Here is a 14,213-nt window from a genome sequence, read left to right on the forward strand (position 1 = left end):
GCCCGCCAACTGATCGAGGCAGACGAGGCGAAAGTTTTTTTCTTCATATGAATTTTTCTTTCCTTATAGTTGACTTTCAGCTCAAATAGTTGCAGGGTTTTGCAACTTGATTTTCGACGTTCGACGGCAAAGCGACGCCGTATTTCATTCTCAAGAGCGGAGAGAGGCGATGGCTGAAGTGATCGATGGCAAGGCTGTTGCCGCCGATGTGATCGCAAAGGTCACAAGCGCGAGCAACGACCTGGCTGTTTCGAAGAATGTAACGCCTGGTCTTGCGGTCATCATCGTCGGGGAGGATCCGGCAAGCCAGGTCTATGTGGCTGCGAAGTCGCGTACGGCGAAGGAATGCGGCTTCAATTCGTTGCAACATACGCTGCCCGCGGACACCAGCGAGGCCTACCTGATCGATCTTATCGATATCTTGAATGGCGATCGTACGATCCATGGCATTCTGGTGCAGTTGCCGCTTCCGGATCACATCGATGCGGGCAAGGTCATCCAGGCGATTGCGCCGGGGAAGGACGTCGACGGCTTCCACTTTGTCAATGTCGGCAAGCTTGGCACCGGTGAGCTCGAGACGGCTTTCGTACCCTGCACACCGGCCGGCTCGATGCTGCTGATCGAGCGCGTGCATGGCAAGGATCTTTCCGGTCTCAATGCAGTCGTCGTCGGCCGCTCCAACATCGTTGGCAAGCCGATGGCCAACCTTCTGCTTGCCGCGAACGCCACCGTTACCGTTGCTCATAGCCGGACGAAGAATCTGCCCGAGCTTTGTCGTGGCGCCGACATCCTCGTGGCGGCGGTGGGCCGGCCGGAAATGATCAGGGGTGAGTGGGTGAAGCCAGGCACCACTGTGATCGACGTGGGCATCAACCGCGTCGCCGCGCCGGAGAAGGGCAATGGCAAGAACCGCCTGGTCGGCGACGTTGCCTACGCCGAGGCGGCGGATCGTGCCGGCGCGATCACGCCCGTGCCCGGCGGTGTCGGGCCAATGACGATCGCGCTTCTGATGGCCAACACGCTGACCTCAGCCTACCTCGCCAGCAACCTGCCGAGGCCACAGTTCTAGAAACAGCATTCATTCCCCGCAACCCGATCTCGAGGCAAAGACCCATGGCCGAATTCAAAACCGATATTGAAATAGCGCGCGCAGCCAAGAAGAAACCGATCCAGGAGATCGGCGCCAAGATCGGCATCCCGAACGAGCACCTTTTGCCCTACGGCCACGACAAGGCGAAGGTCTCGGCCGAATTCATCAAGTCGGTGAAGGGCAACAAGGACGGCAAGCTGATCCTCGTCACCGCCATCAACCCGACGCCGGCCGGCGAAGGCAAGACGACCACCACCGTCGGCCTCGGCGACGGTCTGAACCGCATCGGCAAGAAGGCGATCGTGTGCATCCGCGAAGCCTCGCTCGGCCCGAACTTCGGCATGAAGGGCGGCGCCGCCGGCGGCGGCCTGGCCCAGGTGGTGCCGATGGACGACATGAACCTCCATTTCACCGGCGACTTCCACGCCATCACCACGGCCCACAACCTGCTTTCGGCGCTGATCGACAACCACATCTACTGGGGCAACGAGCTCGGCATCGACATCCGCCGCGTCGCCTGGCGCCGCGTCATGGACATGAACGACCGGGCGCTGCGCGACATCCTCTGCTCGCTGGGCGGCGTCGCCAACGGTTTTCCGCGCGAGGCCGGCTTCGACATCACCGTCGCCTCGGAAGTGATGGCGATCCTGTGCCTCGCCACCGACCTCAAGGATCTCGAGAAGCGGCTCGGCGACATCATCGTCGCCTACCGCCGTGACAAGTCGCCGGTCTATGCCCGCGACCTCAAGGCCGACGGCGCCATGGCGGTGCTGTTGAAGGACGCCATCCAGCCCAACCTGGTGCAGACGCTGGAGAACAACCCGGCCTTCGTGCATGGCGGCCCGTTCGCCAACATCGCGCATGGCTGCAACTCGGTCGTCGCCACCACGACGGCGCTCAAGCTTGCCGACTATGTCGTCACCGAAGCCGGCTTCGGCGCCGACCTCGGCGCCGAGAAATTCTTCGACATCAAGTGCCGCAAGGCCGGTCTGAAGCCGGCGGCCGCCGTCATCGTCGCCACCGTGCGCGCCATGAAGATGAATGGCGGCGTCAAGAAGGAAGACCTCGGCAAGGAGAACATCGAGGCGGTCAAGAAGGGCTGCCTCAATCTCGGCCGCCACATCGAGAATGTGCACCAGTTCGGCGTGCCGGTGGTGGTGGCGATCAACCACTTCACCACCGACACCGAGGCCGAGATCAGGGCGCTGAAGGATTTTGTCGCCTCGATGGGGGCGGATGCAATCCTGTGCAAGCACTGGGCGCAAGGCTCCGCCGGCATCGAGGATCTCGCCCACAGGGTGGTCAAGCTTGCCGAATCCGGCGCCTCGCAGTTCTCGCCGCTCTATCCGGACGAGATGCCGCTGTTCGAGAAGGTCAACACCATCGTCAAGCGCATCTATCGCGGCGACGAAGCGATTGCCGACAAGTCGATCCGCGACCAGCTGCATGCCTGGGAGCAGGCCGGCTACGGCAACCTGCCGGTGTGCATGGCCAAGACCCAGTATTCGTTTTCGACCGACCCGAACCTGCGCGGCGCGCCGACCGGGCATACCGTGCCCGTGCGCGAGGTCAGGCTTTCGGCCGGCGCCGGCTTCGTCGTCATCATCTGCGGCGAGATCATGACCATGCCCGGCCTGCCCAAGGCGCCCTCCTCGGAAAAGATCTTCCTCAACGAGCAGGGTCAGATCGAAGGCCTTTTCTAGTGCGTTTCACCGTTTCACGGAAACGGCGGAACGCCCTATCTCCTTGTTTTTACGCAATTCCGGACGGAAAACCGCTCACACTTTTCCTGGAATTGCTCGAGGGAAATCCGCGCTCTCCCCAAGGCGCTAGACCACGACGCGCCCTTCAAGTCTTGGCACATGGTGCCAAGACTTTTTTTTGGAGTGGTTGCCAGGATGTCGGCTAGTGCGTTTCACCGTTTCACGGAAACGGCGAAACGCCCTATCTCCTTGTTTTTACGCATTTCCGGACGGAAAACCGCTTACACTTTTCTTTGCTCTAAGTCAGATCAACACAACAACAGCGAAACCACCGCTGCGCGGTCAATGCGCAACGGCGAACAGCCGCGTCGAAATGGGTTTTGTCTCAGCCGGGGTGCAATCGGCTCAGCAGGACTATGCGGCGTGAGCCGAGGATGCCTGAACCCCATATTCAAGGGAAGAGTCCAGGACCGTGTGCCAAAGGCTGTCGGCGAAGCTGGTGAAGACGAGCATGTTGAAGACGGCGTGTCCGTCCGTGCCATCAGCCCCGCGCCAGATACTCATCGCCGTATGGTCGATCGAGGTTGTCGCCGCGGCGCCCAGCGGAAACGCCTTGTCATCCAGGTCCAACGAGCAGAACTTCGCAAGCGCCTGGCGGGCGTGGGGTCCGCCAATCCGGATGAGGCAGCGTCCGTCCGACTGATCGGAGAGCGACGCGATGCCGGCAAACGCCTTTGACACTTTGACAAATTGTCCGTCTGCCTGTCGTGCAGAGAAGACAATGAACTGGTCCGGGCCCGACCAGATCAGCGTAGCATTCCGGGCCACTGCAGCGCCGGGAGCGCGGGGCGGCTCAATGCCAAATAGCTTCTTGGCGGCCTTTGCGGTCTCGGCCGCTCTGCCGCGCCGCGCCATCACCTGAACCAGGCTGATGTCGCTCACCTCCTCCAGCGTGACGCCTGCCTGCGTGCCGGCCACGCCGTGACGACCGGGGACGAGCGCCTTCTCCAGCGCCGATTGGGTGTTCCAGGAAAAATCAGCCACGCTGACGCACTCCTTCGGGATCGTAGAAGACCGGGCTGCAGATCTCGGCCTCGTAGTCCTCGCTCCGCAGCGGATCATGGATGCGAACGATCTCGCCGATGCGCTCGCGCCCGCGCTCGACCAGACCAAGGCCGATCCACTGTTCAAGCACCGGCGAGAAGCAGACCGAGGTGACATAGCCTTGGTCCGTTTTCGGGCCAGGGGTCTCGCCCCTGGGGACAACGTGCGCGCCGGAACGCAGGCGCCGCGCCTTGTCCGTGGGCTTGAGGCCAACGACCACCTGCCGGTTCGGCGCAACCAGCGCTTCGCGCCCGGCCATGACGCGGCCGATGAAGTCCTTCTTCTTGGACATCATCTTGCCAAGGCCAAGGTCGTCAGCGGTGGTCGTGCCATTGAGCTCGGGCCCGGCAACATGCCCCTTTTCGATACGCATGACGCCGAGCGCTTCAGTGCCGTAAGGCGTTACGCCATAGGGCTTGCCAGCGATCATCAGGTTCTCTGCCATCGCCGCGCCGTAGCGCGCCGGCACCGAAATCTCGAAGGCCATTTCGCCGGAGAACGAGATGCGGAACAGCCGAGCAATCACGCCACCGCGCAGCTTGACTTCACGGGCGCCCATGAATGGGAAGCCCTCGTTGGTGAGATCTTCCGACGGGTCGACCAGATCCTGCAGCAGCTTGCGGGCGTTCGGCCCAGCGATAGAGAACTGCGCCCACTGGTCGGTGGCACTGGTCAGCTGAACATCGAGGTCCGGGAACAATACCTGCCGGCAGAATTCCAGATGCTGCATCACCAGACCGGCCTTGGCAGTGGTGGTGGTGAGAAAATAGTGATCCTCGGCGAGCCGCGAGGTCGTGCCGTCGTCATAGACGATGCCATCTTCACGCAGCATCAGCCCATAGCGCGCCTTGCCCACGGCGAGAGAGGAAAAGGCGTTGATATAGACGCGATCGAGGAAGACACCTGCATCCGCGCCGCGGACGTCGACTTTGCCGAGCGTGGAGACGTCGCAGAAGCCGACGCCGTTGCGCACGGCCAGCACTTCGCGGTTTACCGACTCCAGCCAGTCCTTCTCGCCGGCACGCGGGTACCATTGCGCACGCTTCCACAGCCCGGTGTCGACGAACACCGCGCCTTGCTTGGCGGCCCAATGATGCGACGGTGTCAACCGCCAGGCATGGAAGTTCTCGTCGCGATGATGGCCGGCGAAGGCGCCTATGGCGACGGGTGCGTAGGGCGGCCGGTAGATCGTCGTGCCGGTTTCCGGGATCGTGCGGCCGGTCGCTTCCGCCATGATTGCGAGGCCGTTGATGTTGGACGTCTTGCCCTGGTCGGTCGCCATTCCGAGCGTGGTGTAACGCTTCAAATGCTCGACGCTCTCGAAGCCTTCGCGCTGCGCCAGCGTCACGTCGGATGCGGTAACGTCGTGCTGGAAGTCGACGAATGCCTTGCCCTTGCCTTTGACATGCCAGAGCGGCGCGATTCCGTAGCCCTCTTCGTCGGCTTTCGATGCCTCCCCCGGCTTTCCGGCGGCACCGCATTCGGCGGCCGCCTTGGCACCCGCGCTATGCCCGTCGCGAAGGCAGGCGCCGAGTGAGAGCTCGCCATTGGCAGCACCAGCCGTGGCCATCCCCTTTGGCGCACCGCCCGGCACGAAGGCCGCAATGTCCTCGCGCCAGATCGGCTTGCCGCGATGGAAGCAGGATAAGCCGACATTCGGATTCCAGCCGCCCGAGACGGCAAGGCAATCGGCCTCGATCCGTTGCGTTTGACCGTTCCTGTTGTTGCTCACGACGATGCTGCGGACGCCGTCAACGCCGCTCTTTACATCGGACACGACGCCAGCAAGCACGCGCAGATCGTAAGTATCGGCAAGCCTCTGGTATTGCCTCGGTATCTCACTGCGGGGGTCGATCACCGCCACGATATGGGCGCCAGCCCGCTGGATGGTCTCGGCCGTGCGCCAGCCATCATCATTATTAGTAAACAACGCCACACGCTTGCCTGGCAGAGCCGCGAAGCGATTGACATAGGTCCGAACGGCGGATGCCATCATCACGCCTGGCCGATCATTGCCAGGGAAAACTATCGGCCGTTCAATCGCGCCGGCGGTCACCACCGAACGCTTGGCAACGATGCGCCAGATCCGCTGTCGCACCTGATGACGATCCGGCACCGGGACGTTGTCGCTGACGCGCTCGAGCGCGGCGTAGGTGCCACCGTCATAGACGCCGAACAAGGCCGTCCTGGTCATGATACGGACATTGGGCAAAGAAACGAGTTCGCGGGTCGTGCTACGCAGCCATTCTCTGGCATCCATGCCATCGATCTCGGCGCCATCGCCAAGCAGGCGACCGCCGAGCAGGGAATCTTCTTCAACGAGAATGACGCGCGAGCCGGCGCGGCCAGCGGCAAGCGCCGCTGACAGGCCGGCGGGACCGGCACCGACCACGAGCACGTCGCAATGGGCCCAGGCCTTGTCGTAGTGGTCCGGATCCGGCAATTCGGCACTCTTGCCGAGACCGGCGGCGCGGCGGATCATCGGCTCGTAGATGGACTCCCAGAACTTCGCCGGCCACATGAAGGTCTTGTAGTAGAAGCCGGCGACGAAGATCGGGGCGAACAACTGGTTGATCGACATCAAGTCGCGACGCAGCGACGGCCAGCGGTTCTGGCTGTTCGCGATCAACCCGTCATAGAGTTCCTGCGTGGTCGCCCGCGTGTTCGGCTCGCGCCGGGCGCCGGTGCGCATCTCAACGAGCGCGCTCGGCTCCTCCGAGCCGGCGGTGATGATGCCGCGCGGGCGATGATACTTGAACGAACGCGCCACGAGCTTGACGCCGTTGGCGACGAGTGCCGAAGCCAGCGTGTCGCCGGCAAACCCGGTCATGGCCTTGCCGTCGAATGAAAACTGGAGCGGCGACCGGCGATCGATGATGCCGTCGCTGGGCAACCGGTGTGACTGGCTGGCAGACGTGACAGCCGTGCGGATGTTGGCTTCTACCGGCGCTGTTCTGGCGAGTGGCTCGGATGGCGAATAGCCCGACATGGTCATTCTCCTGCCCGCGCCGCCAAGGCAGCGCCCGCGCCCGGGGCCGCCGTCACGGAAACAAATTCATGGGTGACGGTGTTGCGCTCGGCCACGAGCCAGGAACGGCAGCCGCCGCCGTGGTACCAATATTCGCGCATCACACCCGCCAGATTGTCACGCAGGTAGACGTAATCGTGGAAGGCATCCTCGACACGCTCGGGGCTCTCCCCGCCATCGACGGCGAAGTTGGGCCGCTTGGGCGAGGCATCGCCAAGATAGGTGAACTCGCCGTTCTCGCGCTCGCCGCAGAAAGGACATGCAATACGCATTCCACCGGTCTCTCTTTCAGTGAAGGTTCGGCTGGGCGCCCTGGCCCTTTTCATCGATCATCGCGCCACGGCGGAACCGGTCGAGGCGGAACAGCGCGGCCTCCGAATGCGGTTCGTCGCGCGCCAGAAGATGGGCGAACACGAGTCCCGATGCCGGCGTTGCCTTGAAGCCGCCGTAGCACCAGCCGGCGTTGAGATAGAGGCCGTCGACCGGTGTCTTGTCGATGATCGGCGTGCCGTCCATCGACATATCCATGATGCCGCCCCACTGCCGCAGCATGCGCACGCGGCCGATCATCGGCATGATGGCCATGCCGCCCTCGCAGACATCCTCCATGACCGGCATATTGCCGCGCTGCGCGTAGGAATTGTAGCCGTCGAGGTCGCCGCCGAAGACCAGCCCGCCTTTATCCGACTGGCTGACATAGAAGTGGCCGGCTCCGAAAGTGATCACGCCCGGGATGAGCGGCTTGATAGCCTCGGAGACAAAGGCCTGCAGCACGTGGCTTTCGATCGGCAGCTTCATGCCGGCCATCGCGGCGACCCGCGACGAAGAGCCGGCGACCGCCATGCCGACCTTGCCGGCGCCGATCCTGCCGCGCGAGGTCTCGACGCCGGTCACCTTGCCGTTGGCGTCGCGCACGAAACCGGTGACCTCGCAATTCTGAATGATGTCGACGCCGCCTTCACTGGCGGCGCGCGCATAACCCCACACGACGGCATCATGGCGGGCGGTACCTGCGCGCCGCTGCAAGAGACCGCCCATGATCGGGAAGCGGGCATTGTTGTAGTTCAGGAACGGCAATTCCTTGCGTATCTGCTCGGCGTCGAGCAACTCGGCATCGATGCCGTTGATGCGCATCGTGTTGCCGCGCCGCGCGAAGGCATCGCGCTGGGCGTCGGAGTGATAAAGGTTGATGATGCCGCGCTGGCTGACCATCGTGTTGTAGTTGAGATCCTGCTCCATGCGCTCCCAAAGCTTCATCGACAATTCGTAGAAGCCGGTATTGCCGGGCAGGCCGTAATTGGAGCGGATGATGGTGGTGTTGCGGCCGGCATTGCCGGAGCCGATCCAGCCCTTTTCCAGAACGGCGACATTGCGGATGCCGTATTCGTGGGCGAGGAAGTAGGCCGTCGCCAGGCCGTGGCCGCCGCCGCCGATGATGACCACGTCATAGCGGCTCTTGGGTGCCGGATCGCGCCACGCTCGCGTCCATCCCTTGTGTCCGGACAGTGCTGCCTTGGCGAGCGAAAAGATCGAATATTTCATCGCAGTTGTTCCGGCGAAATGTCAGGTGGTGCGCCCAGCGCCCAATCCGTAGATCGGACGCTGGGCCTGGCAAACAGCTTAGACGTCCAGCGTGTTGTCGCGCTCCCACTGGGTGAAGTGCGAGGCGTAGGCGTTCCACTCCTGGGTCTTGAGCTTGATGTAGGCGGCGGAAAATTCCTCGCCCATAGCAGCCTTCAACTCGGCGTCATCGTCATAGGCGCGAAGCGCGTCGAGCAGATTGAGCGGCAGCTTGGCGCCGTGCGTGACGGTGTGTCCGTCCTTGTACATGTCGATGTCGCTGCGTTGGCCTGGATCAGCCTTGGTGCGGATGCCGCTGAGCCCGGCGGCGATGATAGCCGCCTGCATCAGGTAGGGATTGGCAGCACCGTCAGGAAGGCGCAGTTCGAAGCGGCCGGGTCCGGGCACGCGCACCATGTGGGTGCGGTTGTTGCCGGTCCACGTCACCGTGTTCGGCGCCCAGGTCGCGCCCGAAATGGTGCGCGGCGCGTTGATGCGCTTGTAGGAATTGACCGTCGGGTTGGTGATCGCGGCCAGCGCAGAGGCGTGCTTCATGATGCCGCCCAGGAAGTGTCTGCCCTTTTCCGACAGACCCAACTCCATGTCCTTGTCGGCGAAAGCATTGGTCTTGCCGCTGAGATCCCATACCGAGATATGGGCATGGCAACCACTACCCGTGAGGCCCTGGAAGGGCTTCGGCATGAAGGTCGCTCGCAAGCCGTGCTTTTCGGCAATCGACTTGACCATGAATTTGAAGAAGGAGTGCTTGTCGGCTGTGGCCAGCACATCGTCGAATTGCCAATTCATCTCGAACTGGCCGTTCGCATCCTCATGGTCGTTCTGATAAGGCTGCCAGCCAAGGTCGAGCATGGCGTCGCAGATTTCGGCGATAACGTCATAGCGACGCATCACCGCCTGCTGGTCGTAGCAGGATTTCGAGGCCGTATCGTACTCGTCGCTGATCTGCTTACCGTCGGGCGTGACAAGGAAGAATTCCGGCTCGACGCCAGTCTTCACGCGCATGCCTTCCTTGGCGGCCTCGGCAACGAGCCGCTTCAGGGTATTGCGCGGCGCCTGAGCGACGCCCTTGCCCTCCATCAGGCAGTCCGAAGCGAGCCAGGCGACTTCCGGCTTCCACGGCAACTGTATCACCGATGAGGCATCCGGCACCGCCAGCATGTCGGGGTGCGCTGGCGTCAGGTCAAGCCAGGTGGCGAAGCCGGCGAAGCCGGCGCCCTCCTTCTGCATGTCCCCGATGGCCTGCGCCGGCACCAGCTTCGCGCGCTGGCCGCCGAACAGATCCGTATACGAGACCATGAAATACTTGACGTTGCGAGCCCTTGCGAACTCTTGGAGATCAGCCCCCTCAGGCTGATCGATTTTGGCTTCAAAGGCCTTATTCATTGTCTACTGCTCCCATTCTTCTGGTTTTAGAAGCCACCCTGCCCTGGCACCCAATTCGTCCCCGCGAGCGGCACGCCGGCCATGGCCGCTGCTTCGATCGAAAGCGCGCAGAGATCCTCGGGCTCGAGATTGTGCAGGTGATTTTTGCCGCAGGCGCGGGCAATCGTCTGCGCCTCGAGCGTCATCACCTTCAGATAATTCGCCAGCCTCCGTCCGGCGACGATCGGGTCGACCCGCTTCATCAGCTCGGGGTCCTGCGTGGTGATGCCCGCCGGATCCTTGCCCTCATGCCAGTCGTCGTAGGCGCCGGCGGTCGTGCCAAGTTTTTGGTATTCGTCCTCCCAGTGTGGATCGTTGTCGCCGAGCGCGATCAACGCCGCGGTGCCAATCGAAACGGCATCGGCGCCAAGCGCGAGCGCCTTGGCGACATCGGCCCCGTTGCGGATGCCACCGGAGACGATGAGCTGGACCTTGCGATGCATGCCGAGGTCCTGCAGCGCCTTCACAGCGGGTCTGATGCAGGCGAGCGTCGGCTGGCCGACATGTTCGATGAACACTTCCTGGGTGGCGGCGGTGCCACCCTGCATGCCGTCGAGCACCACGACGTCGGCGCCGGCTTTTACGGCAAGTGCTGTGTCATAGTAAGGCCGGGCGCCGCCGACCTTGACGTAGATCGGCTTTTCCCAGTCGGTGATCTCGCGGATTTCGAGTATCTTGATCTCAAGGTCGTCAGGGCCGGTCCAGTCGGGATGACGGCAGGCTGAGCGCTGGTCAATGCCCTTGGGCAGGGTGCGCATTTCCGCGACGCGATCGGAGATCTTCTGGCCAAGCAGCATGCCGCCACCGCCGGGCTTGGCGCCCTGGCCAACGACGATCTCAATGGCGTCGGCGCGGCGCAGGTCACGCGGGTTCATACCGTAGCGCGACGGCAGGTATTGATAGACCAGTTGCCTGGAATGGCCGCGCTCTTCCTCGGTCATGCCGCCGTCGCCGGTGGTGGTCGAGGTGCCGGCGATGGTTGCGCCGCGGCCGAGCGCTTCCTTGGCCGGACCGGAAAGCGAGCCGAAGCTCATGCCGGCAATAGTGATCGGGATCTTCAGTTCGATCGGCTTCTTGGCGTGGCGCGAGCCCAGCACAACTGAGGTATCGCAGCGCTCGCGATAGCCTTCCAGCGGATAGCGCGAGATCGAGGCGCCGAGGAACAGCAGGTCGTCGAAATGCGGGACCTTGCGCTTGGCGCCGGAGCCACGGATGTCGTAGATGCCGGTTGCCGCGGCGCGGCGGATTTCCGACATCGCGTAATCGTCGAAGGTCGCTGACTTGCGCGGCGTCGTCGGAGGATTGTGGTAGGTCATGTTCGCCCTCAGTATGCGTCAGCGTTGTCGATATTGAAATTATAGAGCGTACGGGCCGAGCCGTAGCGAGTGAACTCTTCCGGCTTGGCGTCCTTGATGCCGGCACGGTCCAGCAAATCCTGAAGGAGCGCGATGTGCTCGGGACGCATCTCCTTTTTGATGCAATCCGCGCCCAGGCTCTTGACCTTGCCACGGACGAACAACCGTGCCTCATAGATCGAGTCGCCGAGCGCATCGCCGGCATCGCCGAGCACCACCAGGTTACCCGACTGGGCCATGAAGGCCGACATATGGCCGATGTTGCCGCGGACGACGATATCGATGCCCTTCATCGAGATGCCGCAGCGCGACGATGCGTTGCCTTCGATGACCAGCAGACCGCCGCGGCCGGTGGCGCCGGCATATTGGCTGGCATCGCCTTTGACCACGATCGAGCCCGACATCATGTTCTCGCCGACGCCCGGGCCGACGGACCCGTGCACGGTGATGGCGCCGCCGGCATTCATGCCGCCGCAATAGTAGCCGACGCTGCCGCGCACATCGATGGTGACAGGCTGGTCGACACCGACGGCGACGGAATGATTGCCTTTCGGATTGAGCACTTCCCAGGAGGTCTCGTTCGAGCCAGAGCCAAGATTGTGCAGCGCCTGATTGAGTTCGCGCAGTGAATTTTCGCCGAGGTCGAAGACACGCCGCGCGAAGTCCATTTCACGCGATGGCGCCGTGGCAACATTCGAAATATTCATGATCCTCAGTGCTCCCAGAAGTATACGGTGGACGGCTCCGGTTCCCAAACCCTCGCATTGTCAATGCCGGGCAAGTTGGCGAGCGCGCGGTATTCGGACCCGAAGGCGACATACTGGTCGGTCTCGGCCATCACGGCGGGCTTGCAGGAGATCGGATCGCGCACCACACCGAAGCCGTTCTTGGTGCCGACCACGAAGGTGAAGAAGCCGTCGAGGTCGTCGAGGCTGCTCTGCAGCGCCTCGCCGAGGTTCTGACCATGAGCGATTTTGGACGAGAGATAGGCGGCGGCGACTTCGGTGTCGTTCTCGGTCTCGAAGCGCATGCCGTCGCGGATCAGCTCACGGCGAAGATTGTTATGGTTCGAAAGCGAGCCGTTGTGCACCAGGCACTGGTCCGGGCCGGTCGAGAAGGGATGCGCGCCCAGTGTGGTCACGGCGGATTCGGTCGCCATGCGCGTGTGGCCGATGCCGTGGCTGCCGGCCATCTTCGTCAAGTCGAACCGCTTGACCACATCGGCCGGCAAGCCGACTTCCTTGTAGATTTCTATCGCCTCGCCGGCACCCATGACACGCACATTCGGGCGCAGTTCGGCGATCGCGGCGCGGGCTTCGTCGAGCTTGCCGGTGGGGATGTCGAGGACGGCGTGGGTCGACTTCACCGTCGACGAAACCGTGGTTCCGATCTTCTTGCCAAGCTCGGCTTCGAGACCCGGGAAATCCGCTGCGGGAGCCGCAGACTGGATGGTGATCTTGGCACGCCCCTTTCCTGCTGCGCCGTCATAAATGGCTATGCCGGCGCTGTCGGGACCGCGGTCGGTCAATGAGACCAGCATTTCCGACAAAAGGGCGCCCAGTCGCGGCTCAAGTGATTTGTCTTTCAGAAAGAGTCCAACAATCCCACACATTCCGGTCACCTCGATTGATTGCTACCTATCGCAATGCCTAGCAGGTTCCCTATTGCAATTCAACTGTCATGAATTTTTTTTTCCTCTAGAAAAACACAGCCTCGTTGAAGCCGGCCAAGATCCGAGACCCTCATGTTGAATGTCACCGGTCCGGCGGAGATGCGCGAAGTCTGCCGCAAGCGCGGTGAAGGCAGTGAGCGGTACCGAGGCGCGTAGTTTGACGCGGACACTGGACGCGCGACGGTGCCTGCGCGGCCCGCGCGTTCATAAATAGCCGGTATTGCAATCAATGGCCGATTGCGTCAGCCGTTTCCGCGCCCGTGGGGATAGGAGATGATTGACAAATATCGTATGGGCAAATGCGTCAATTCTTCAGGACCGTGCGGCGCGTCGGCATCGAAAAACAAACTGTCACCTGGCGTCATCCGGTAAAGATTGTTTCCATGGCGATACACGACCTCGCCTTCCAGCATGAAGAGGAACTCCATGCCGTCGTGCTGGAAGGTCGGGAAGACGTCGGAGTCTTCGGTCAGCGTTATGAGATAGGGTTCGACGACAACACCGCTCGAATCCGAACCGATATGACCTAGCAACGTATACTGGTGCCCGGCACGCGTGCCGCGCCGTTCGACGTCGACGCCCGATCCCGCCTTAACGAAGACGGCCTTCCGCTCTTCTTCAAAGCGGCGAAAAAATGCGGTCACCGGCACGCCTAGCGCGCGCGATAGCGCCTGCAGCGTGGTCAAGGATGGCGAGGTGATGCCATTCTCGATCTTGGACAGCATGCCGATCGAAAGGCCCGTGGTGCTTGCGATATCGGCAACGGTTATGCCTAGTTTCTTGCGAAAGGCGCGAACCTCGTGGCCAATCGCGACCTCGAGCACGTTCTCGCGGGTGTCGCGAACCGCATGGGGGTCCTGACTGAGAGGCTTGCCACGCGGCGGTGGCGGCGGGCTGACGATTGCCGGTCCCACCACTTTGACGGGGGTTAGCACGCTGCCGCCTTTTTTTTCCGCCTTTACCGCCTGCCTTTTACCCGCCCTAGCCGTTGCCATGTTCACTGCCGTTCGCTGATTCATTTTACCAACAGTAAATATTTTCTGCTGGAGATACAACGCAGGATAATTGGAGAGAAGCGACGCCTGAGCGCCTCGAGGCAGAGGCTACTGCATCAGCAGTATCTGCAGGTCAGCGACATTTGTTCCCGTAGCCCCCGTCAGGAGCAAATCGCCTGAAGTCGCCAATGCAGGGTAGGAATCGTTGTTGCCCAGATGGGCTTCCGGCTTGCAGCTACGCCTTGGGCGGAGCCTACACTTTC

General features: G+C 62.3%; 11 protein-coding genes. 2 read left to right on the forward strand and 9 right to left on the reverse strand.

The features are described 5' to 3' along the window. Positions 1-169: 169 nt before the first annotated feature. Positions 170-1,069, forward strand: a complete 900-nt coding sequence (locus EJ067_RS08330; RefSeq protein ID WP_126089541.1) for a bifunctional methylenetetrahydrofolate dehydrogenase/methenyltetrahydrofolate cyclohydrolase — start codon at positions 170-172, stop codon at positions 1,067-1,069. A gap of 44 nt (positions 1,070-1,113) precedes the next feature. Then, the gene (locus EJ067_RS08335) at positions 1,114-2,793 is read left to right on the forward strand and encodes a formate--tetrahydrofolate ligase (protein ID WP_126085529.1); all 1,680 of its coding nucleotides are present in this window, start codon (positions 1,114-1,116) and stop codon (positions 2,791-2,793) included. Positions 2,794-3,207: 414 nt separating this feature from the next. Here the strand turns inward: EJ067_RS08335 and EJ067_RS08340 are convergent, their stop codons facing one another. The 9 genes from EJ067_RS08340 to EJ067_RS08380 all read right to left on the reverse strand — a co-directional run bounded on the left by EJ067_RS08340 (position 3,208) and on the right by EJ067_RS08380 (position 13,950). Next, positions 3,208-3,837 carry a sarcosine oxidase subunit gamma family protein gene (locus EJ067_RS08340; protein ID WP_126085530.1) on the reverse strand — a complete coding sequence of 210 codons (630 nt, stop codon included), beginning with the start codon at positions 3,835-3,837 and terminating at the stop codon, positions 3,208-3,210. Beyond that, the gene (locus tag EJ067_RS08345; protein WP_189510477.1) at positions 3,830-6,892 is read right to left on the reverse strand and encodes a sarcosine oxidase subunit alpha; all 3,063 of its coding nucleotides are present in this window, start codon (positions 6,890-6,892) and stop codon (positions 3,830-3,832) included. The genes EJ067_RS08340 and EJ067_RS08345 overlap by 8 nt, the downstream gene beginning before the upstream one ends. After that, the gene (locus tag EJ067_RS08350; protein WP_126085532.1) at positions 6,889-7,197 is read right to left on the reverse strand and encodes a sarcosine oxidase subunit delta; all 309 of its coding nucleotides are present in this window, start codon (positions 7,195-7,197) and stop codon (positions 6,889-6,891) included. Before EJ067_RS08350 ends, EJ067_RS08345 begins: the two co-directional genes overlap by 4 nt. 16 nt (positions 7,198-7,213) lie before the next feature. After that, a complete protein-coding gene (locus tag EJ067_RS08355; protein WP_126085533.1) occupies positions 7,214-8,467 on the reverse strand; it encodes a sarcosine oxidase subunit beta family protein in 1,254 nt (417 codons plus the stop codon). Positions 8,468-8,545: 78 nt separating this feature from the next. Continuing rightward, entirely contained in the window at positions 8,546-9,889 is a 1,344-nt protein-coding gene (gene glnT / locus EJ067_RS08360) for a type III glutamate--ammonia ligase (protein WP_126085534.1), read from the reverse strand. A 26-nt stretch (positions 9,890-9,915) separates the two neighbouring features. Continuing rightward, entirely contained in the window at positions 9,916-11,244 is a 1,329-nt protein-coding gene (locus EJ067_RS08365) for an FMN-binding glutamate synthase family protein (protein ID WP_126085535.1), read from the reverse strand. Positions 11,245-11,252: 8 nt separating this feature from the next. Continuing rightward, complete coding sequence (locus EJ067_RS08370) at positions 11,253-11,951, reverse strand: GXGXG domain-containing protein (protein WP_126089542.1); 699 nt, start codon at positions 11,949-11,951, stop codon at positions 11,253-11,255. Between the two features lie 44 nt (positions 11,952-11,995). Then, complete coding sequence (locus EJ067_RS08375; protein ID WP_126085536.1) at positions 11,996-12,895, reverse strand: glutamine amidotransferase family protein; 900 nt, start codon at positions 12,893-12,895, stop codon at positions 11,996-11,998. A 302-nt stretch (positions 12,896-13,197) separates the two neighbouring features. Further along, the gene (locus EJ067_RS08380; protein WP_126085537.1) at positions 13,198-13,950 is read right to left on the reverse strand and encodes an XRE family transcriptional regulator; all 753 of its coding nucleotides are present in this window, start codon (positions 13,948-13,950) and stop codon (positions 13,198-13,200) included. Between the last annotated feature and the right edge of the window lie 263 nt (positions 13,951-14,213).

The organism is Mesorhizobium sp. M1D.F.Ca.ET.043.01.1.1, from assembly GCF_003952385.1.
Classification (GTDB): domain Bacteria; phylum Pseudomonadota; class Alphaproteobacteria; order Rhizobiales; family Rhizobiaceae; genus Mesorhizobium.

Coding starts and splice junctions, on each gene's coding strand:
- EJ067_RS08335 (WP_126085529.1), top strand. CDS start 1,114: ATGGCCGAATTCAAAACCGATATTGAAATAGCGCGCGCAGCCAAGAAG.
- EJ067_RS08330 (WP_126089541.1), top strand. CDS start 170: ATGGCTGAAGTGATCGATGGCAAGGCTGTTGCCGCCGATGTGATCGCA.
- glnT (WP_126085534.1), bottom strand. CDS start 9,889: ATGAATAAGGCCTTTGAAGCCAAAATCGATCAGCCTGAGGGGGCTGAT.
- EJ067_RS08365 (WP_126085535.1), bottom strand. CDS start 11,244: ATGACCTACCACAATCCTCCGACGACGCCGCGCAAGTCAGCGACCTTC.
- EJ067_RS08370 (WP_126089542.1), bottom strand. CDS start 11,951: ATGGACTTCGCGCGGCGTGTCTTCGACCTCGGCGAAAATTCACTGCGC.
- EJ067_RS08375 (WP_126085536.1), bottom strand. CDS start 12,895: ATGTGTGGGATTGTTGGACTCTTTCTGAAAGACAAATCACTTGAGCCG.
- EJ067_RS08350 (WP_126085532.1), bottom strand. CDS start 7,197: ATGCGTATTGCATGTCCTTTCTGCGGCGAGCGCGAGAACGGCGAGTTC.
- EJ067_RS08380 (WP_126085537.1), bottom strand. CDS start 13,950: ATGGCAACGGCTAGGGCGGGTAAAAGGCAGGCGGTAAAGGCGGAAAAA.
- EJ067_RS08345 (WP_189510477.1), bottom strand. CDS start 6,892: ATGACCATGTCGGGCTATTCGCCATCCGAGCCACTCGCCAGAACAGCG.
- EJ067_RS08355 (WP_126085533.1), bottom strand. CDS start 8,467: ATGAAATATTCGATCTTTTCGCTCGCCAAGGCAGCACTGTCCGGACAC.